The 20,675-nt window shown below is 35.5% G+C and carries 16 protein-coding genes; 12 read left to right on the top strand and 4 right to left on the bottom strand.

Annotation, left to right across the window (positions count from 1 at the left end; all coding sequences use genetic code 11):
* The first annotated feature begins 5 nt into the window (after window positions 1–5).
* Complete coding sequence (locus EOJ36_RS02870) at window positions 6–2,285, top strand: NADP-dependent malic enzyme (RefSeq protein ID WP_127802509.1); 2,280 nt, start codon at window positions 6–8, stop codon at window positions 2,283–2,285.
* 343 nt (window positions 2,286–2,628) lie between these two features.
* On the opposite strand, the gene EOJ36_RS02865 is transcribed toward EOJ36_RS02870, so the two are convergent.
* Window positions 2,629–3,834: an ABC transporter permease gene (locus tag EOJ36_RS02865; RefSeq protein WP_127802508.1), complete on the bottom strand. Its 1,206-nt coding sequence runs from the start codon at window positions 3,832–3,834 to the stop codon at window positions 2,629–2,631.
* Between the two features lie 68 nt (window positions 3,835–3,902).
* Between EOJ36_RS02865 and EOJ36_RS02860 the strand changes: the two genes are divergently transcribed.
* Window positions 3,903–5,066, top strand: a complete 1,164-nt coding sequence (locus EOJ36_RS02860; RefSeq protein ID WP_127802507.1) for an exo-beta-N-acetylmuramidase NamZ family protein — start codon at window positions 3,903–3,905, stop codon at window positions 5,064–5,066.
* 72 nt (window positions 5,067–5,138) lie between these two features.
* Window positions 5,139–6,662, top strand: coding sequence for a glutamine-hydrolyzing GMP synthase (gene guaA / locus EOJ36_RS02855; protein ID WP_127802506.1), 1,524 nt, complete (start codon window positions 5,139–5,141; stop codon window positions 6,660–6,662).
* 79 nt (window positions 6,663–6,741) lie between these two features.
* On the opposite strand, the gene pepT is transcribed toward guaA, so the two are convergent.
* A complete protein-coding gene (gene pepT, locus EOJ36_RS02850; RefSeq protein ID WP_127802505.1) occupies window positions 6,742–8,001 on the bottom strand; it encodes a peptidase T in 1,260 nt (419 codons plus the stop codon).
* Between the two features lie 182 nt (window positions 8,002–8,183).
* Here pepT and EOJ36_RS02845 point away from each other — a divergent pair, with 182 nt between their 5' ends.
* Together EOJ36_RS02845 and EOJ36_RS02840 are read left to right on the top strand one after the other, a co-directional pair.
* On the top strand, window positions 8,184–9,455 hold the full coding sequence (locus EOJ36_RS02845; protein ID WP_127802504.1) for a citrate synthase: 1,272 nt from the start codon (window positions 8,184–8,186) through the stop codon (window positions 9,453–9,455).
* A gap of 134 nt (window positions 9,456–9,589) precedes the next feature.
* The gene (locus EOJ36_RS02840; protein WP_127802503.1) at window positions 9,590–10,021 is read left to right on the top strand and encodes a septal ring lytic transglycosylase RlpA family protein; all 432 of its coding nucleotides are present in this window, start codon (window positions 9,590–9,592) and stop codon (window positions 10,019–10,021) included.
* Window positions 10,022–10,168: 147 nt separating this feature from the next.
* Here EOJ36_RS02840 and EOJ36_RS02835 read toward each other — a convergent pair whose 3' ends face one another.
* Complete coding sequence (locus EOJ36_RS02835; RefSeq protein ID WP_127802502.1) at window positions 10,169–11,398, bottom strand: OmpA family protein; 1,230 nt, start codon at window positions 11,396–11,398, stop codon at window positions 10,169–10,171.
* 1 nt (window position 11,399) lies between these two features.
* Entirely contained in the window at window positions 11,400–12,044 is a 645-nt protein-coding gene (locus EOJ36_RS02830) for a 7-carboxy-7-deazaguanine synthase QueE (protein WP_317125891.1), read from the bottom strand.
* 94 nt (window positions 12,045–12,138) lie between these two features.
* Between EOJ36_RS02830 and EOJ36_RS02825 the strand changes: the two genes are divergently transcribed.
* From EOJ36_RS02825 to EOJ36_RS02795, 7 genes are all read left to right on the top strand, one after another.
* Complete coding sequence (locus EOJ36_RS02825) at window positions 12,139–12,420, top strand: hypothetical protein (protein WP_127802501.1); 282 nt, start codon at window positions 12,139–12,141, stop codon at window positions 12,418–12,420.
* A gap of 1 nt (window position 12,421) precedes the next feature.
* Window positions 12,422–14,341, top strand: coding sequence for an NAD(+) synthase (gene nadE / locus EOJ36_RS02820; protein ID WP_127802500.1), 1,920 nt, complete (start codon window positions 12,422–12,424; stop codon window positions 14,339–14,341).
* A 1-nt stretch (window position 14,342) separates the two neighbouring features.
* The gene (locus EOJ36_RS02815) at window positions 14,343–15,116 is read left to right on the top strand and encodes a type III pantothenate kinase (protein WP_127802499.1); all 774 of its coding nucleotides are present in this window, start codon (window positions 14,343–14,345) and stop codon (window positions 15,114–15,116) included.
* Window positions 15,100–16,137, top strand: coding sequence for an agmatine deiminase family protein (locus tag EOJ36_RS02810; protein ID WP_127802498.1), 1,038 nt, complete (start codon window positions 15,100–15,102; stop codon window positions 16,135–16,137). The genes EOJ36_RS02815 and EOJ36_RS02810 overlap by 17 nt, the downstream gene beginning before the upstream one ends.
* Before the next feature lie 108 nt (window positions 16,138–16,245).
* Window positions 16,246–16,968, top strand: coding sequence for a hypothetical protein (locus EOJ36_RS02805; protein ID WP_127802497.1), 723 nt, complete (start codon window positions 16,246–16,248; stop codon window positions 16,966–16,968).
* A gap of 56 nt (window positions 16,969–17,024) precedes the next feature.
* The gene (locus tag EOJ36_RS02800; protein ID WP_164847820.1) at window positions 17,025–19,274 is read left to right on the top strand and encodes a peptidylprolyl isomerase; all 2,250 of its coding nucleotides are present in this window, start codon (window positions 17,025–17,027) and stop codon (window positions 19,272–19,274) included.
* A gap of 7 nt (window positions 19,275–19,281) precedes the next feature.
* Complete coding sequence (locus EOJ36_RS02795; protein WP_127802495.1) at window positions 19,282–20,652, top strand: peptidylprolyl isomerase; 1,371 nt, start codon at window positions 19,282–19,284, stop codon at window positions 20,650–20,652.
* Window positions 20,653–20,675: the final 23 nt, after the last annotated feature.

Raw genomic sequence — 20,675 nt, 5'->3', positions numbered from 1 at the left:
AAAAAATGTCCGTATCTAACATATTAAAACAAGATGCATTAGAATATCATTCGTCTGGAAAACCAGGTAAAATTGAAGTTAAACCCACCAAATCTACTGCTACACAACGAGATTTATCTTTAGCTTATTCTCCAGGAGTTGCCGAACCATGTCTTGAAATTGCCGAAAATGTAGAGAAGGTATATGATTACACTGCTAAGGGTAATTTAGTAGGTGTTATTTCAAATGGCACAGCTGTTTTAGGATTAGGAAATATTGGTGCTGAGGCAAGTAAGCCTGTGATGGAGGGCAAAGGAGTCTTGTTTAAGATTTTTGCAGATATTGATGTATTTGATTTAGAATTGAACTGTACCGACCCAGATTCATTTGTAGAAACGGTGGTTCGTTTAGAGCCTACTTTTGGCGGTATTAATTTGGAAGATATCAAATCACCCGAATGCTTTGAAATTGAAGAAAAATTGAAGCAAAGATTGAAAATACCAATCATGCACGATGACCAGCATGGTACAGCAATTATTTCCTCTGCTGCTTTGATTAATGCCTTGGAGCTAGTCAAAAAGGATATTACCAAGGTCAAATTTGTGATATCCGGCGCGGGAGCGGCGGCCATTTCTTGTATCAAATTATATCTACAGTTAGGTGCAAAGATTGAAAATTTTACCATTTTTGATAAAGATGGTTTGGTTTCCGAAGCTCGAACTGATTTAAATCCATACCTAAAACCTCTCGCTTGTGTGGCAACTAAAAAATCAACGCTTGCTGAAGCGATGGTTGGAGCCGATGTGTTTTTGGGTTTATCAGTTGGTAATATATTATCTAAAGAAATGATTGCCTCTATGGCAGCGCATCCAATTGTTTTTGCAATGGCTAATCCAACCCCTGAAATTGCCTATGATGTGGCAGTTTCAGTGCGTGAGGATATAATTATGGCCACGGGTAGATCCGATTACCCGAACCAAGTGAATAATGTATTGGGCTTTCCATTTATTTTTAGAGGTGCCTTGGATGTTCGTGCGAGGGAAATTAACGAAGCTATGAAATTGGCTGCTGCAAAAGCCTTAGCAGAGTTGGCAAAAAAGCCAGTTCCTGATATTGTGAATTTGGCCTATAATGAAAAGAATTTAAGTTTTGGTCCAGAATACATCATTCCAAAACCCATGGATCCGCGATTAATAACTACCGTTTCGATGGCAGTTGCCAAAGCAGCCATGGATTCTGGAGTTGCAGCAGCACCCATTAAAAATTGGGAGGCGTATGAATTGCAATTAGCAAAACGATTGGGATTAGACAATCAAGTGATGAAATTCATCATGAAACGTGCGAAAAGTAATCCCAAACGGATTGTGTTTGCTGATGCCGAGAATTTGAAAGTGTTGAAGGCCGTACGTGAGGTAATGGATGAAGGGATTGCCAAACCTATTTTATTGGGAAGAAGAGCCAATATTGAAGCTATTGCAGACGAGCATCATATTGATTTAACAGGCGCGCAGATTATGGATTTGCGTGCCCCTGAAAACGCTGACTTATTGAAGAAATTTGGTGAATTGTATTACGAGAAAAGGAAGCGTAGGGGCACCACGCGTTGGGAAGCAGACAAGGAAGTGCGTAAAAGCAATTATTTTGCCTCGATGATGCTTGAAACCAAAATGGCGGATGGTGTTATTTCTGGTTTGACCAAAAATTATCCGGACGCGATTCGTCCTGCACTGCAAATCATCGGAAAGAAACCCGGCGTCAAAAAAGTAGCCGGAATGTATTTGTTGTTAAGTGATAAAGGTCCCTTGTTCTTTTCTGATACTACCATCAATTTTGATCCAAGTGTTGAGGATATTGTAGAAATTACCGAATTGACGGCGAAGTCGGTGGAACAATTTAACATTAAACCACGCATTGCCTTATTAAGTTATTCCAATTTTGGCTCTGCCGATGGGGAAGACTCAGTTAAAATGCGTGAAGCCACACGAATTTTGCAAGAGAAATTTCCTAATTGGTTAATAGAAGGAGAGATGCAGGCGCATTTGGCATTTGATAAAGAATTAAGACAACAGAATTATCCGTTTGCTCAATTAGGTAATGAAACGGCTAATACTTTGATATTTCCTAATTTATCGGCCGCTAATATTGCCTATAATTTATTGAAAGAAGCTGCCAATATTGAATACATTGGTCCGATTTTACTCGGACTCAAAAAACCAGTACACGTATTGCAATTAGGTGCTTCAGTAAGAGAAATTGTGAATATGGTGGCTATTGCTGTGGTGGAAGCTGGGGAGACAGTTAGCTAGTATGTGAGTGAGCAAAGTGAGCCAATGAGCAAAGTGAGCCAGTGAGCAAAGTGAGCCAGTGATTTATGAGTGTCTTTGATAAATTCCGTTGCTTTTTCTAACAATAATGTTTGTTCCAACGAATTATTTCCCAATGATAGATGATTTTGTGATGTGATATTTTACCTTCACCTCCCCCCCCTTCAAAAAGAAGGAGACTAAATTTTTTAGTAAAAATTGTCATAATAATTATGTAAAATTATTGCTTTTGATTTGTAAACTTTTTGTGACAATTTTTCTAATTAAATCATAGGAACACTGGGTCACTCTGCTCACTGGCTCACAGGCTCACTTGCTCACTAATTTACTCCCTAAACCTAATCGCCTCCAGCGGACTAATCTTTTGAATATAAAGCGTAGGAATACTTAAAAATACAGCCACTAAGGCGATAGTGCCTATGTTTGTAAGAAGCCACGATTGGGAGGACCAAGCAATTGGTACGGAATTCATGTAATAAGTACTTGGATCTAAGGGAATCAAATGATATTCGCCTTGTAAATAACAAAATACGAGTGCAAATAAATTACCAATAATAAGTCCCCAGATAAGAATGAACATGCCATTCCACCAAAATATTCGTCTTATTTGTGTATTGCTGGCACCCATGGACTTGAGTAGGCCAATCATCGGAATACGTTCCATAATCAATACCCATAAGGTTGCAATGATGTTGAATCCAGCTACAACCAAAAGCAATGTGATTAAAATTACAATGTTTCTGTCGAGCATTCCTAGCCAATCAAAAATGGCAGGGTCCAATTCTTGAATGCTTTCAACTTTGACGGTTTCTGGTAATGATTTTTCTAATTTTTGGTAAATGTCTGTTTGGTGCTCCTTAGTATGCACTTCAACAGATGTATATAAATTTGCTGGGACTTGAATCATTTCCTTCACCCAACCTATATCACAAAAGACAGTGTATTGGTCTATTTCCTCTAAGCCCGTTTCAAAAATGGCCTGAACGGTAACTTTTCGGGGTCGATTGGCTGCCTGTAAATAATATAAAATCAATTTGTCGCCAACTTTGACTTGACATTTTTCTGCAATTGTCTTTGATATAATTATAGAAGATTTTGTTAAAAATTTGGACCTTCCACCTAACAAATGTTGTGGTAAAATGGTGCTCAAAAATTCTTTTGATTGAGTTCCTTTGATGATAATACCACTAAGCGATTTTTTACCAACTACCAATCCCGGAGTTTGGACAATTTTATGCAGAAATTTAATTTCTTGATTTTGTAAAATACTAGATTCCCAATTTGGGGGAACTTGTATAAAGGAGGCACTTTGGCTATGATTTTCAGATACTTTTGAGATTTTATAATCTCCATAAAATCCACTAATCTTGTCAATGATTGCTTGTTTGAAACCAAATAAAATGGCAAATGATATTAAAATAATTGAAACTCCTAAGCCTATTGTTCCTATTCCAACATAAGTCACCGTTCGAGAAAAGGAGGCCTGTTCCGTATGGCGAATTTTTTTGGCTACAAACAAAGAAAAGTTCATAAGACTGTGGAGAAAATCTGAAAATACCCGATATTTGAAATCTTACTCTAAACCGCAAAGTAAATAGGATGCTTCGATACCTCCAAATGATTGTGATTTTCCTCGGATTATCTACAGCAATTTTTGCCCAAAAATATAAGACTTTTTTGCCGGCTGCCGCTCATTTTGAAAGCTATTTGCCTATTATTAAGGATAAAAAAGTAGGTTTGGTGGTCAATCAAACTTCTATGGTTGGCAAAAAACATTTGTTAGATACGCTACTTTCTCGTGGTGTACAGGTTACAAAAATATTTGGACCAGAACATGGATTTCGTGGAAAGGCAGATGCTGGGAGTCATTTGGAAAATGAAATAGATGCATCTACAAAACTGCCTATCATTTCATTATACGGAAAACATAATAAGCCTAGTAAAGAGGATTTAGCTGGTTTGGATTACCTAATTTTTGATATACAAGATATTGGAGTTCGATTTTATACCTATAGCTCAACTTTACATTTGGTGATGGAGGCCTGTGCTGAAAATAAGATCCCATTATTGGTTTTGGATCGGGCAAACCCACATGCAAACGAAGTAGCAGGTCCTGTCTTGAATCGTAAATTTTCTTCCTTTGTGGGTATGAATCCTATTCCTTTAATTTATGGATGTACTTCCGGAGAATTAGCTCAAATGATTAATGGGGAAGGTTGGTTAAATAATGGTATGAAATGTCAATTGACGGTAATTCCTGTCTCAAATTATAAACGAAAAAGTAAGGTTCATCTTGAAGTTGCTCCTTCACCAAATTTGCCAAATGATGTTTCCATCGCCTTGTATCCCTCTATTTGTTTGTTTGAACCAACTTTAGTGAGCGTTGGCAGGGGAACCGAATTGCCTTTTCAGGTTATAGGAACTCCAGCTACTAAAATTGGAAATTATGAATTTACGCCTCTGCCTAAACCGGGTGCCATGGATCCTGTGATGAAGAACCAATTGTGCTATGGCTATGATTTTAGAAATGATTTAGCACTCCAAGAAGGATTTTCCTTGAAATATTTAATTGAGTTTTTTAATAAAATTAATCAAGGCGACAAGTTTTTTACCTCACCATCATTTTTTGATAAATTGGCTGGAACAGATCAATTGCGCTTACAATTATTACAAAATATTTCAGAAAAGGAGATTGAAGCCTCTTGGGAGAAAGATTTGAAATCCTATTTGGTATTGAGAAAAAAATACCTACTTTACAAATAGTTTTTTGGATTTTTTTGATAAAAATTGCCTGAAATTTACGACCTTTGCCGTTTATTTTTGACAAAAGCTACAATGGCAGAAAAAATTATTATTCTCGATTTCGGTTCTCAAGTAACTCAATTAATAGCACGTCGCGTACGTGAATTGCAAGTATATTGTGAAATTCATCCTTACAATCATATTCCAGAAATTGATGAGTCGGTAAAGGGAATAATCCTTTCGGGTTCTCCTTGTTCTGTTCGTGAAGAGGATTCTCCACGAATTAATTTAGCTGCTTTTGGGGATTTGCCTATTTTAGGTATTTGTTACGGTGCTCAATTATTGGCCTATTTAGGTGGTGGATCCGTGGAGGCTTCCCAGCATAGGGAATATGGTCGCGCCCATTTAAAGAGTGTCAGAAATAGTATTTTATTTCAAGACGTTTCCGCAAATTCTCAGGTTTGGATGTCGCATGGTGATACCATTATGGAATTGCCTGCTGAATATGAAGTAATTGGATCAACTGAATCAGTTCGTGTGGCGGCTTTTGCCAATCCTTCTAAACCCGTTTTTGGTATTCAATTTCACCCCGAAGTAACGCATAGCACAGAAGGAAAGCAGATTTTGAAAAACTTTGTGGTTGGTGTGTGTGGATGTTCAGCTTCTTGGACTTCTGATTCATTTGTTGAAACGACAGTTGCCGATTTGAAAAAGAAAATTGGAAATGATAAAGTTGTGTTGGGACTTTCCGGTGGAGTGGATAGTTCTGTGGCTGCAGTTTTATTACACAAGGCCATAGGTCAAAATCTTTATTGTATTTTTGTTGACAATGGTTTATTGCGAAAAGGCGAATTTGAGGAGGTTTTAGAATCCTACAAGAGTATGGGTTTGAATGTGAAAGGGGTTGATTCTAAAAAACGTTTTTATGATGCCTTGGCTGGTTTATCTGATCCAGAATCAAAGCGTAAGGCAATTGGAAAAACCTTTATTGATGTGTTTGATCACGAAGCACATTTGATTGAAGGAGTGAAGTGGTTAGGACAAGGAACGATTTATCCGGATGTGATTGAATCGGTATCTGTAAAAGGGCCTTCGGCAACAATTAAATCGCACCACAACGTGGGTGGATTGCCAGATTTTATGAAATTGAAAGTGGTTGAACCATTAAATACTTTGTTTAAAGACGAAGTTCGTTTGGTTGGAAAGACATTAGGTATTGATCAAAAGATATTGGGTCGTCATCCATTTCCAGGACCAGGATTAGCTATCCGTATTTTAGGTGATATTACGGCTGAAAAAGTTGATATTTTACAAAAAGTGGATGCTATTTTTATCAATGGTTTAAAATCGGAAGGACTTTATGACCAAGTTTGGCAAGCTGGTGCAATTCTTTTACCAGTACAATCTGTTGGTGTAATGGGTGATGAGCGTACCTACGAAAAAGTCGTAGCATTGCGTGCTGTAACTTCCTTAGACGGCATGACAGCCGACTGGTGTCATTTACCTTATGATTTCTTAGGTAAAATCTCCAACGAAATTATTAATAAAGTGAAAGGCGTGAACCGTGTGGTGTATGATATTTCATCGAAGCCACCAGCTACGATAGAGTGGGAGTAGATTTAAGTTGAAAATTGAAAGTGGAAAGTTGAAAAATGTGAATAAATAAATGTAACTTTCAACTTTCCACTTTCAATTTTCAACTAACACATTGAATTGCAATTCTCAATATAACCTCTACCGCCTTTTCCATATCCTGCACACTTACCCATTCTTGTTTGGAATGAAAGGCATGTTCTCCGGCGAAGATGTTGGGGCAGGGAAGTCCCATGAAGGTCAATCGAGAGCCGTCTGTTCCTCCGCGAATGCTTTTTAGTTCAGGGTTTAATCCAGCTATTTTCATAGCATCTAAAGCCAGTTGGGTGATTTCTGGTCGATCTTTTAAAACCTCATTCATGTTTCGATATTGCTCAGTTTGAACATAGGTAAAACTTGATTTTGGATAGCTTTTCAATACTTTTTGAGTTATTTCTTGAATCAATTCACCTTGTTTAATTAATTGATTTTTATCAAAATCGCGTAAGATAAATTCTATTTTGGCTTCTTCCACGGAACCGGAAATTTCAACAGGGTGGATAAATCCTTCCATTTCTTCTGTTGATTCAGGCGAAAGATAATTCTTTGGAAGATTAGCAACGATATCTGCTGCAATTTTGATAGCAGATTCCATACGGTTTTTAGCAAATCCAGGATGCTGAGAAACACCATGAATTGTCAAAACTGCTCCATCGGCAGAAAATGTTTCATTTTCTAAGTGGCCACGTTTTTCACCATCTAAAGTATATCCAAATTCAGCTTTGATATTGGATAAATTAATATGCTCTGTTCCTCTACCTACTTCTTCATCAGGAGTAAATACTACGGTTATGTCTCCATGTGGTACCTCAGGATGTTGCTGCCAAAAAGCCACGGCATCCATAATTTCCGCAAGTCCAGCTTTGTTGTCTGCTCCTAGAAGTGTTTTTCCTGATGCTGTAATGATGTCATTACCTATCTGTTCTGCTAAATCCGAATGTTCAGCTAATTTAATAATGACCGTAGGATCATCGGGTAAGACAAGGTCTTGACCCTGGTAATTTAGATGTACGATGGGTTTTACTCCTTCCCCAGAGCAATCAGGTGAGGTGTCCATGTGAGAACAAAAAAAGATACCGGGGATTTTTTTTGATTGATTTGATGGCAAAAAAGCGTAAACATATCCAAACTCATCCATGTGGGCATTTGCAATTCCTAGGGCTTGCAATTCTTCAACTAAAATTCGACCTAGATTCTTTTGTTTTTCGGTACTCGGAAAACAAGATGCATTTGGGTCCGATTGCGTATCAATTTGGACATAACGTAGAAATCTATCTTTGGAAGTATAGGAGTAAGTAGAAATTTTTTGCTTTAAGTTGTTCATTTAGCCAAATTTTATTGAACTTTTTTTAGAAAAAGTTGAAAATATTAAATTATTTTATTTTGGATTCATAAAGGTAAGCAAGGTTTCAAAATTCCGTAGTATCTTAGTAGATTGAATTTTGAAAACAGTGCCAAACTGTTTATACAAAATCATAGTTTCGATTAAGTATAATTTAAACAATTATGTCGCAAAACGCAATTATTAATGTAGATGGTAAAACATTTGAACTTCCTACATTATCAGGTTCTGAAAACGAAAAAGCAATTGACATTGCAAAACTTCGTGACTTATCAGGATATGTAACGTATGATCCAGGTTTTAAAAACACTGGGGCAACCAAAAGTGCCATAACTTTCCTAGATGGAGAGGAGGGTATTTTGCGTTACAGAGGTTATTCAATCGAGGAATTAGCAGACAAAGCTACCTTTTTAGAAGTTGCCTATTTATTAATCAATGGTGAATTGCCTACACAAATTCAATTAGATTCATTTGCTAATGCTATCAAAGCGGAGGCAGTTGTAAATGATTCCATTGTGAAGGTATCCAATGCATTCCCCAAAGAAGGTCATCCTATGTGCGAAATCGCAGCATTGGTGGGTTCTATGTCGGCATTTTATGATGTAGATGGCAACGAAGATCCTGAGAAAAGCATTCTGCGCTTAATTGCCCAATTGCCTATTATGGCAACATGGTGGTATAAAAAATCAATTGGAGAAGGTATCAATCAAGCAGATACTTCTTTAGATTATTGTTCTGATTTCTTGCAATTAATGTTCAAAACTCCTGGTTCTTCTTATCAAGTAGATCCAATCGTTTCTAAAGCTTTAAATAAATTATTAATCTTACATGCCGACCACGAGCAAAACTGTTCTACCTCAACAGTTCGTTTGGTAGGTTCTTCGCATGCTAGTTTGTATGCTTCTATTTCTGCAGGTATCAATGCACTTTGGGGACCATTACATGGTGGTGCTAACCAAGAGGTTATTGAAATGTTAGAGGCGATTAAGGCAGATGGTGGTGATACTGAAAAATACATCGCGATGGCAAAGGATAAAAACTCTGGCTTCCGTTTGATGGGATTTGGACACCGTGTGTACAAAAACTTTGATCCTCGTGCTAAAATCATTAAAAAAGCTGCAGATGATGTATTATCTGCTTTAGGCGTTAATGATCCAGTGTTAGGAATTGCTTCTCATTTGGAGCAAGCAGCCTTGAATGATGAGTATTTTGTTGCTCGTAAGTTGTATCCTAACGTTGACTTTTATTCAGGAATCATTTATCGTGCTTTAGGTATCCCAACCAATATGTTTACTGTAATGTTTGCCATTGGTCGTTTACCAGGTTGGATTGCTCAGTGGAAGGAAATGAGAGCTAATAAAGAGCCAATCGGACGTCCTCGTCAAATCTATACGGGTGCTACTGAGAGAGCATTTGTGGAGATTGCGAATAGATAGGTATAAGGTATAAGGTATAAGGTATAAGGTGTAAGGTGTAAGGTGTGTTTTTAAAGCAATCTTTTATACTTCATACCTTTTACCTTTCAACTAAAATTGTCTTTTTTTGAAAAAATAGGGCTACCTTTGCCCTTATGTTTTTAACAAAAAAGTATTTTTTCTGGTTTCTACTTGTATTTCTTTCACTTACTTTAAGTGTTTTTGAATCAAAATCAGATCTTCATTGGCATTCTGGTAAGGCATCTTATTATAGTAAAAAACTAAAGGGAAGGAGAACCTCTAGTGGAGAAAAGCACAATCCTAGGGCCTTTACCGCCGCACACAGAACCTTGGCTATGGGAACATGGGTTGAGGTAAAATCTACCAAAACAGATCGTATTACTTTTGTTCGTATTAATGATCGTGGTCCACATAAACGTTCACGTATGATTGATATATCTTACGCTGCAGCCAAAGAATTAGGTATTTTACGCCATGGAATTTCTGAGGTACTCATACGTCCGATATATAAAGAGGATATGACGGATTCATTGAAAAATTATCTAATTAAAACTGGAAAGTTATAAATTGTTATTAGTAAGTGTTTTTATCAATTTGTTGATAGTAATTTTAATATTTTTTTTGTTGGGGAAATGCATTCCCCTTACCCCGCCAGGGTGGCCCCCTGTAATTTACTAGAATTATATAAAAGTAATCTGATAAATTTTTAATTCTTAATTTTCAATTCTAATCTCAATTCTCCTGTTTTCCTTGTGGTTTTTCGATTTTGGTTTCATATTACCAAAACCAATGGTTGATATTTTATTCGTAGAATGACCTTGTTTTAATAAATACCATTTTACTTCATCAGCTCTTTTTTGAGAAAGAATTAGATTGTTTTTGGCATTTCCTGTTTCATCGGAATGTCCTTCAATAGTTATTTTTATTTCAGGATTTTCATGAAGGAATTGAGACAAAAGTTTTAAACTTTTAGGTATCGGAAGAGGTAATTCCCATCTATTATTTGCAAATAATACATCGGAAAAGGAAAGGTCTTTAAATTGAACTTTTTCAGGTTTAGGTGATTCTAAAATTGATTTTTGTTCGGATTGCAACCAAAGAGAATCTGGTAAAATAATTGAATAAATACTCTCAGATGGGTTATTGAAAGAATTACTTTCTGTTATAAAAAACTCATTGGGTAAAACTCCTTCACAAATTCCTGCATTATCTTCTTTGGAATTAATTAATTTTAAATTCTTTGAATTAGACCATTTTCCATTTTCCCTTAAACTTTGGTAAAAATCGAGTTTGCCTTTTCCTTCTTTCCGATCACTTGAAAAAAGTAAAATGTTTTTTGAAGCTAAAAAATAGGGGCCTATTTCATTTAATTTGGTGTTGATTTCGGGTCCGAGGTTTTTAGGTAAACCCCAAGCTCCATTTGCGTCCTTTTCACTAACCCAAAGATCTCGATTGCCAAATCCACCTTCTCTTTCAGAAGAAAAATAAATGGTTTTGCCTTGATTGGTCAAATGAGGTTGCCCATCCCATTCTCTTGAATTAATGAAAAATCCAAGGTTTTTGGCAGGTGTCCATTGATTATTGACCCAATTACTTTCATATAAATCACATCCTCCTTTAGAGTTTGGATAATCACATGCTGAAAAAATCATCGTATTTCCATTATCACTAAAGGAACAGGTGCCTTCGTTTAAAAAATTTGTATTTATTTGTTCGACTGGAGATGCCTGCAAGGCGACGCCTTGCACAACTTTAGAAACAAATAAATCTTCGCGATCTCCCTTGTTTTTTCGAAGCGTAAAGTAAATTTCGTTTTTTGCTTTATTATATTGTGGGAAATATTGTGAGTGGAATGTGTTTAAGGATGTAATGTCTGTTTTTTGTGCGATTTTTGTTGAATCGCTAAATGAAAAAAAACTTCCAAGAATGAAAAGTTTTATCATTTTACGGAATTTGTAAGTATTTGTGGGTTTGAATGGAAATATTCCATTGTGGATTATTTTTAACGAAATCCACTAGAATTGGACTTATGTCATCTCTTTTTGACCATTCTGGCTGTACTAATAATTTACAATTTGTTGGCATTTGACTTACAAATTGCTGTACCCATTCAATGTCAGAAGGATGAAAAACTACTAATTTTAATTCATCGACTTTAGGGAAAATTTCAGAGTTTGGTTTTTTGAATTTTTTAGGGGAGAAACAAATCCAATCCCAATACCCTGTAAATTCACCAACTCCCGATGTTTCAATATGTGTTCTGTAACCTGCAGCTTGTAAAACTTCAGTTAATGGATCTAAATTGTGCATAAGAGGTTCTCCTCCGGTTATCACAACAATTTGGGTCGGAGTGTTTTTGATGTCCTCCAACATTTGATGAATGGTAACTTGTGGATGGGTATCTATGGGCCAACTTTCTTTAACGTCGCACCAATGGCAACCCACATCACAACCTCCTAAACGTAAAAAATACGCAGCATGTCCTTGAAACTGGCCTTCTCCCTGTATTGTGTAAAAAGATTCCATCAAGGGATAGGTAATTGCAAAGGTTTCTGAAGGGATTTTTATATCTTTGAAGGTTTTTTCCACAAATTGATTTTTTGCAAAATTAACCCTTTGTACGAAATATAAAAAGGAAGAATTCGTTTAGATTCTTGTAATTTAATTTGATTTGTTTCAGGTTTTGAAAAACAGAATTTTTAATTTAGGTTTTTTGGTTGTTTTCCTTTTTGGAATCACATCTTGTTGGTCAGCTCGTTGTCCACGAGAATCTTGTCGAGTTCAAGTAGAGCATCGGCATGGTGAGCAGTACTTTAGACCTAGAGCAGCGTTTTCTTGGATGTATACTCCTCGTTACAAACACATTCGCAAAAGTCCAATTGCTGCTGGTCCTAATCAGCCAGCTGTGAAAAATCCTTGGTATAAATTTAAAAAGCCAAGTAAACCTGCTTCAAAACCAAGATAAAATGTCTTTTGTTTCCATTGCTGCTGTTACTTTAAACCAAATCCCTTTGGATTGGGATGGAAATCTATTGCGTATTCAAAAAGCCTTAAAGGAAATAGAATCACACGATATTGTTAATTTTCCAGAACTTTGTTTAAGTGGATATGGTTGTGAAGATCAGTTTTTAGGAACTTTTGTTTCTGAAAAATCCATTGAATCTTTGTTAAAGTTAAAGGAGCAAGTTCAAAATCAATTGGTTTTAGTGGGTTTGCCTATATGGTGGAAAGGAAAATTATTCAATGCAACAGCCATATTATTTCAAAAAGAAATTTTAGCCCTTATACCCAAACAATTTTTAGCCAATGATGGTGTGCATTATGAAGCTCGTTGGTTTACACCATGGCCTTCAGGAATACGGGATTTTGTTGATTTAGGTGGGACTTCGGTTCCTTTTGGAGATTATGTAGTTGATTTTTCTGGGATCCGCCTGGGTATTGAAATTTGTCAAGATGCATGGGAGGAGGAAAATCGTCCGGCTTATCAATTAGCTAAACGAGGAGTACAAATAGTCTGCAATGGGTCTGCCTCTCATTTCAGTTTTGGAAAAAATAGTATTAGAAGGGAAATTTCGCGTAAAGGTTCAGAAATTGTACAAGGGATTTATGTATTCTCCAATCTTTTAGGCAATGAATCTGGAAGAACTATTTTTGACGGAGATGCTTATTTGTGTCAAAATGGGAGGGTTTTGAAAGAAATGAGACGGTTTTCGTTTCAGGAATTTGCCATTATTTCTCAACAATTTCAAATATCATCTTCATATAATTTGGAGTGTGATGGTGTACTTTCTATCGATTTTAACTTAAACAAATTTTCACCAGTTGAAACAAATACGGATACTGAGGAATTACAGAAACAGGAAGAATTTGCCAAAGTAATCGCCTTAGGACTTTGGGATTATATGCGAAAATCCTATTCCAATGGCTGGGTTTTGTCGTTATCGGGTGGTGCTGATAGTTCAGCCATTGCGTCTTTATGTTATTTGGCTATAAAACTGGCAGAAAGGGATTTGGGTTTAGACGGTTTGAAAAAATCTTTGGGCTATTTTACGGGTATTCAAACTTGTCAAAATACGAACGAAGTACTTCAAAAGGCCTTAACTACGGTTTATCAAGGGACTAAAAATTCTTCAGCAAATACGCGGAATTCAGCAAAACAATTAGCCGCTAATGTAGGAAGTACACATTTTGAGATAGAAATTGATGAAATTGTTGCGCAGTATAGAATGTTAATTGAAAGTGCAATTGGTAGAGAATTAACTTGGCAACAAGACGATATTACCTTGCAAAATGTTCAGGCGCGCGTTCGAGCCCCGTCTGCATGGATGTTGGCAAATATTCAGAATGGGCTTTTATTGGCAACTTCTAATCGTTCTGAGGCAAGTGTTGGTTATGCGACGATGGATGGAGATACCTCTGGTTCAATTTCACCTATAGCTGGAATTGATAAAAGTTTTATTAGAGAATGGCTAAAATGGATGGAAAAGGAGGGACTTGGTTTAGATTTAAAGTTGCCTTCTCTCAAATTTGTAAATGCATTAGAACCTAGCGCAGAATTGAGACCATTAGATACCAAACAGGTAGATGAAGAAGATTTAATGCCTTATCCAATTCTTAATTTCATTGAGAAATCAGCATTTAGGAACAAAAATTCTCCTGAAATTGTATTTGATGAATTGAAAGTAGCTTATTCAGATAAATTTTCTGTAACTAAATTGTGGGAATTTGCCGATCGATATTTTAAACTTTGGTCAAGAAATCAGTGGAAACGGGAGCGTTATGCTCCTGGTTTTCATGTAGATGATTATAGTTTAGACCCGAAATCGTGGTTGAGATTTCCAATTTTATCAGCTGGTTTAGCAAAAGATTTACCCCAAAAACCATAAAATGGTCTTAGTAATTGATATTGGTAACACAGACATTGTTTTGGGTGTCTATAAAAATTCGGATTGGATTGAAACATTTCGAACTCGAACCCATCAGCCTTGGTCAGCCAAAAAGGTTGAAGATTGGGTAGCCAAAGGTTGGGCAGAAAGAGGATATGAAATGCCTAAAAAGGTGATTTTGTCCTCGGTGGTGCCTGGTATTTTACCCCAAGTACAAAAAGGAATTGAAAATTGGTTAGGTACAAAAATTATAATTCTTGGTAATGATAATTTTAGGCGATTGCCGATCCAATTAATAGCCCAGGATGAAATAGGAACCGATTTAGTGGCAAATGCTGTTTACGGTTATTTAAGGTACAAATCCAATGTCTTAGTTGTAGATTTTGGAACAGCTTTAACATTTACATTAGTCAATGAAAAAGGTGAAATTGAAGGAGTTTCAATTGCACCAGGACTAAAAACAGCTGTTAAATCCTTGTTTTCTCAAACTGCACAATTACCCGAGGTACCCTTAGAAATGCCTGAATTGGTTTTAGGTACAGATACCGTTTCAGCTATTCAATCGGGTATTTTATGGGGTTATGTGGGGATGGTCAAGGAAATGATTTTTCGAGTGAAAGAAGTAAAAGGTCAAAATTTAAAGGTCATTGCAACGGGTGGACTTTCCTCCATTCTAACACCTTTACAAGAATATTTTGACGAAGTAAATATGAACATAACAATTGAGGGCCTTCGCCTAATTGTAGAACACCTAAGTAATGAATCAAGCGAATAAAAAATTTTATTTTCCAGCAGAATGGCATCCACATAAAGCCACTTGGATTACTTTTCCACATAATGATCATTCTTGGCAAGGGGATAAATTGCAAGGAATGTATCCAGAATATTTTGCTTTGATTCGTGAGATTTCGAAAGGTGAAAAGGTATGCATTAATGTTAATTCGGAAGAATTAGAGATTTTTATTCAATCTCAATTGACCAAATACGAGATAGATGCTAATCAAATTATATTTCATCGACATAAAACGAACGATGCTTGGTGTAGAGACCATGGGCCAGCATTCCTAATTGACCGAGAGAATAAAGAAAAATTGATTGTTGATTGGGGTTACAATGCTTGGGGAGGTAAATATCCGCCGTACAATGATGACAATGATTTACCCAATGCAATTGCTCAATTTCTGAAATTGCCTTCGGTGAGTCCTGGTATTGTCATGGAAGGTGGCTCGGTTGAGTTTAATGGAAAAGGCACTGTTTTAACTAGTAGGTCTTGTTTATTAAATCCTAACAGAAATCCACATTTAAATCAAGCTCAAATTGAGCAATATTTAAAAGATTTTTATGGAGTTGAGCAGGTTTTATGGGTTTCAGATGGAATCGTGGGGGATGATACAGATGGACACATTGATGATACGGTTCGTTTTGTAAATGAAGATACAGTTGTGGCAGTTGTTGAAAATAATCCGAGTGATGACAATTACAAAGTTCTACAAAAAAACCTTTCTGAATTAAAGGAAATGAAATTATTGAACGGTAAGTCATTAAATATTGTTGAATTACCTATGCCCGATGCAGTAGTAATTGACGATTTTAGAGCACCAGGTTCCTATGCCAATTTTTATATCTGTAATGCAGGGGTTTTGGTTCCTATATTTGATTGTCCGCAAGATGAAATCGCACTGAATATTTTAAGGGGTTTATTTACCGATAGGCCTGTTGTAGGACTTTCTGCCAAACAAATTATCTGGGGGCAGGGGAGTTTTCATTGTTTGACGCAGCAGGAACCAGATATTTAATTGTTAATTGTTAATTGTTAATTGTTAATTGTTAATTGTTAATTATTGCGCTCAGCTCTACTGAGTACGTACTATTTGTTGAACTAATGTTCAATTTTTAAATCAAAAATGAAAAATATTTTTTTAAGTATTTTAGTTATGTTTTCTTTCATTTCCTGTCAAAAGAAACAATTGAACCAAGTTGTTTTTTTAAAGAAAAATCAGGATGTTGGTTTATATCGCGAACCAGAGTATTTAAAAAAAGTTCAATTGAAATTAGGAGATTTGCAGGTGAATGAAATTCAGGAAAAGTTGAATTTTCGGGATGAATTGTTAATTAATGCATCAATATCTGTTTTTGAAAAAGGAAAATTGATTCGGACAATCAATAAATCTAAATTTTTAATTGAGGTAAAAAAAGGAGATTTGATACATTTGGATAGTTTGTCATTTCCTGAAGTGGAAGTGAAGAAAAATCAACTTTTGGGTGTACAAATTTCTGTTTGGGAAGTGGATGATTATTCCAAGATTAATGAAAAGGTAACTCAAATCAATCAAGTGGTAACTTTAGTACAGGTACCAATCACCTTAATGGAATGGAGTTCTGTTTCAAATCCATTGGGTTGGTTTATGTGGGGTGTTCGAGTGGGAGGATTTGGGTTAAATTGGTTGTCTAAAAATGATAGAAATGATTTAATTGGTGTTTCAGAAATTCAATGGAAAGAAAATGACATGCCCAAATTTAATTTTACAAGAAGTAAAAAGGATATTTTTGTCAATTTGAAAAAGGGATTAACGAATTTTAACTATGTTTTAAATTATCAAATTATCAGTAAAGAGGTAATTAGGTGAGTTTAATTTCGTATTTTTGAGGGATTTTGATAATGGTACAGGAGAAAGATTTTAATATGATTAATAAAATAGTTCATTTGATATTCGTTTTAGGACTAATGTTGAGTGGCTTACAAGTTTTTGGGCAGTATCCCATTCAATTAGGACCTAAAAAGATTTCAGCGGAGCGTTTTTCTTCAGATTACAAACGTTTAGTGGAAAGTGATTCAATACGTCCAGACAATAAGGCAAAATTCTTAAATGATTATCTAGATTATCAATATAAAATATTATCTGCTGAGCAATCTGGTTTGATGCAATCTCCTGGTTTTCAAGAAGAATATCAAAGTTTTCGCAAAGAGTTGGCAAGTCCTTATTTGATTGATAATGATAAGGTTGAGTTTTTAGTTCGTGAAGCTTACCAACGCATGAAAGATGAAAAGCAAGTTTCACATATTTTAGTGAAATTGGGGATTAATCCTAGTCCTGGAGATACTTTAATCGCTTTTCAAAAAATTGAGAATATTTACAAAAAGTTGAAAATGGGAGAGGATTTTTCTCAAATGGCTGCTAAATATTCGGAAGATTCACAAACTGCTCCTAAAGGAGGCATGTTGGGTTATATAAGTGCTTTACAAACCCAATATCCTTTCGAGACAATGGTTTATTCTTTAGGTTTAGGAGAATTTTCAAAGCCTTTTCGAACGAAAACCGGCTATCATATCATTAAATTATTGAAAAGTAGACCCAATTCTGGTAAAATACGTTTGGCTCATATTCTTTCTTCAGCAGCAGTAGATGCTGCTACTAATATCCAAGTTGAAGCCAAGAAAAAGATTGAACAAGTAGAAGAATATTTAAAAAAGGGAGATTCGTTTGAAGAAATTTGTAAAACCTATTCAGATGATCCATATTCGAGAGGGCGAGGTGGAGAATTAAGAAGATGGTATTTTTCATCCGATTTAAGTGAGGAATTGCAGGATAAATTATTCGGTTTACAGCGTTTGGGAGATATTTCTGCACCAATTCGTACCAATTTAGGCTGGCAAGTATTTAAGTTGTTGGATAAAAAACCTTTGTTGTCCTATGAAGAAATGGCAGAATTTATACGACAAAAGGTGATGAGTGATGAAGAAAGGGGAGAGATTATTCGCCAATCCTTTATGAAAAAAGTATTTGCTGAAAATCATTTAAAAATTGACGACGTAAACAAAAAAGTAGCTTTTGAACGTTTTTCAAGAGATCGAATTGGAGATGAAGATTATTTGAAATTTAAATTGTTTTCTATTGGAAATAAGGAATACCAAATTCAAGATTTTTATCAATTTATTCAAGCACAACAAAAGCGAAAATTGAAATCTTTAGGTTATTTGCCAAGTGTTTCTGAAACTATTTATTTCAATGAATTTGTTGAAAATTTGACACTTGCGGCAGAGGAACAAAATCTTGAGGTTAAATACCCAGCTTTTAAGGAACAAATGCAGGAATTTCTGGAAGGTACTTTATTTTCTAAAATTACAGATAAAGAGGTTTATGAGCCTTCTTTGGATTCATTAAATCAAATTAAATATTATCAGGCACATTTGGCAGATTTTAAATTGCCTTCTAGAACTTTAGGAAAATATATTTCTGCAGATTCTCAAAAAACATTAGATGAGGCTTTAGCTTTATTGAAAAAGGCTCCGTATCCAATGAATAAGAGGTATCCAGATATAAATTTCAAATTGGGAAGCCTTGAGATGACGGCAAATGGAACTAAGTTGGTAAGCGATTTAGCCAATTTGATGGCGAAAAATAAGGACTATATCTTGGAAATATCGGGGCACCAAGATGCTTCCGAAAAAGATACTTTAAGCCAAGGGAGAATTAATTATTTGGTTCATTCTTTGAAATCGAAAGGTATTTTATCAACTCATTTAATAGAGAAAGATGAAGCAGCTTTAGTAAATTTATCAAAATCTGATAAAGCAAAGAATGCTCGATTAACTTTTAAATTGATGTCTTATTCTTTTGAAGATGTTGTAAAACGTTTCAATGCTGTTAAGCCTAATGCATTGGAAGTTAAAGAAGGGTATTTTTTGGAAGGTGAAAATAAATTTATTGATAGCAGTCCTGATTTGGGAAGTAAAATTTTAGAAGACGGAACTCGTAAAATCTATATTGAAATAACTAAAAAAGAACCAGAAAGAGTTAAAAGTTTTGATGAGGCAAGAGTCTCAATAATTAAGAATTTGCAAATTGAATTGGAAAAAGATTGGATGACAAAAGTTAAAGCTAACTATCCTGCACAAATTCAATACAGTGAATTAGATGGATTAATGAAATAATATTAAAATGAATAAAATTAAGAGTATTTTCCTGTTTTTGTTGTGTTTTTCATTGTTTAGTGCTTTTGCCCAAGAAGAAAAACAAGCCGAAAAGCAGGGTGAAGTGTTGGATAAAATAATTGGCAAAGTTGATAATTATTTTGTCCTTAAATCTGACTTAGAATTACAATACCAGCGTTATTTGGCATCGGATCCTGTTAATACACCAACTCGTTGTCAATTATTGGAGGGTTTAATTATCAATAAACTTTTATTAGCTAAATCTGAAATAGATTCAGTAACGGTAGAGGATAAGCGTATTGAACAAGAATTGAATTCTAGAATGGAGCAAATGGAAAATCAATATGGTTCTTCAAAAGCAATAGTTGAAGCTTTTGGTAAATCTATTGCAACTTTAAAGGACGATTTACGTGGTTCGATTAAAGAGCAATTGGTTGGTAGAAAAATGCAAGATAAGATTACTGAAGCAATTAAGATAACTCCCAAAGAAGTTAAACAATTCTTCAATTCAATTCCTACCGATTCATTGCCATATTTACCATCAGAAGTGGAAGTTGGGCAAATTGTTCGTTTAGCCCAGCCAAATAAAGAGCAAAAGCAGGAATTAGTTACCAAGTTAAATGACATTAAAAAACGAGTAGAAAAAGGCGAAAGCTTTGAAGAATTAGCGAAAGTTTTTTCAGAAGATTTAGGTTCAGGTAAACGTGGTGGCGATTTAGGATTTGCTAAACGTGGACAAATGGTTCCACCTTTTGAGGCTGCTGCCGTGAAATTAAAACCGAATCAAATGTCTGATGTGGTTGAATCTGAGTTTGGATTTCACTTAATTCAAATGTTGGAACAAAGAGGTCAAGAGTATCATGCTCGTCATATTTTATTGCGACCAGATTACCAAAAATTAGATCTAACCGAACCTACTAGGTTTTTGGATAGTATTCGTGTATTGATTCAACGAGATACCCTAAAATTTGAAAAGGCAGCGAAGGAGTTTTCCGAGGATAAAGCTACCCAAGATGCCGGTGGTATGATGATTGATCCTGAAACTAGAGGATTAAAAATGGCTTTTGATAGCACAATGGATCCTGCTTTATATTTCTCGCTTGATTCAATGAAAGTAGGAACAATTTCTGTGCCACAATCTTACCGTACAGATGATGGCCGTTCTGCAATGCGAATTATCTATTTTAAAGCAAAACATGCACCTCACTTTGCAAATCTTAAGGATGATTACCAGAAAATTTCAAGTATTGCCCTAAGTCGTAAAAGAAACACTGCTATCGATGAATGGTTCTTAAAGGCCAAAGAAGATGTATTTATCTTTGTAGATGAGGAGTATAAAGATTGTGATATTCTGAAAGCAGCACCCAATCAGAGGTAAGAGGTAAGAGGTTATATTTTTTA

Source organism: Sandaracinomonas limnophila (genome assembly GCF_004005965.1).
Taxonomy (GTDB): Bacteria; Bacteroidota; Bacteroidia; order Cytophagales; family Spirosomataceae; genus Sandaracinomonas; species Sandaracinomonas limnophila.
The sequence above is the reverse complement of the archived record's forward strand: the minus strand, read 5'-3'. Positions and strand labels throughout refer to the sequence as shown.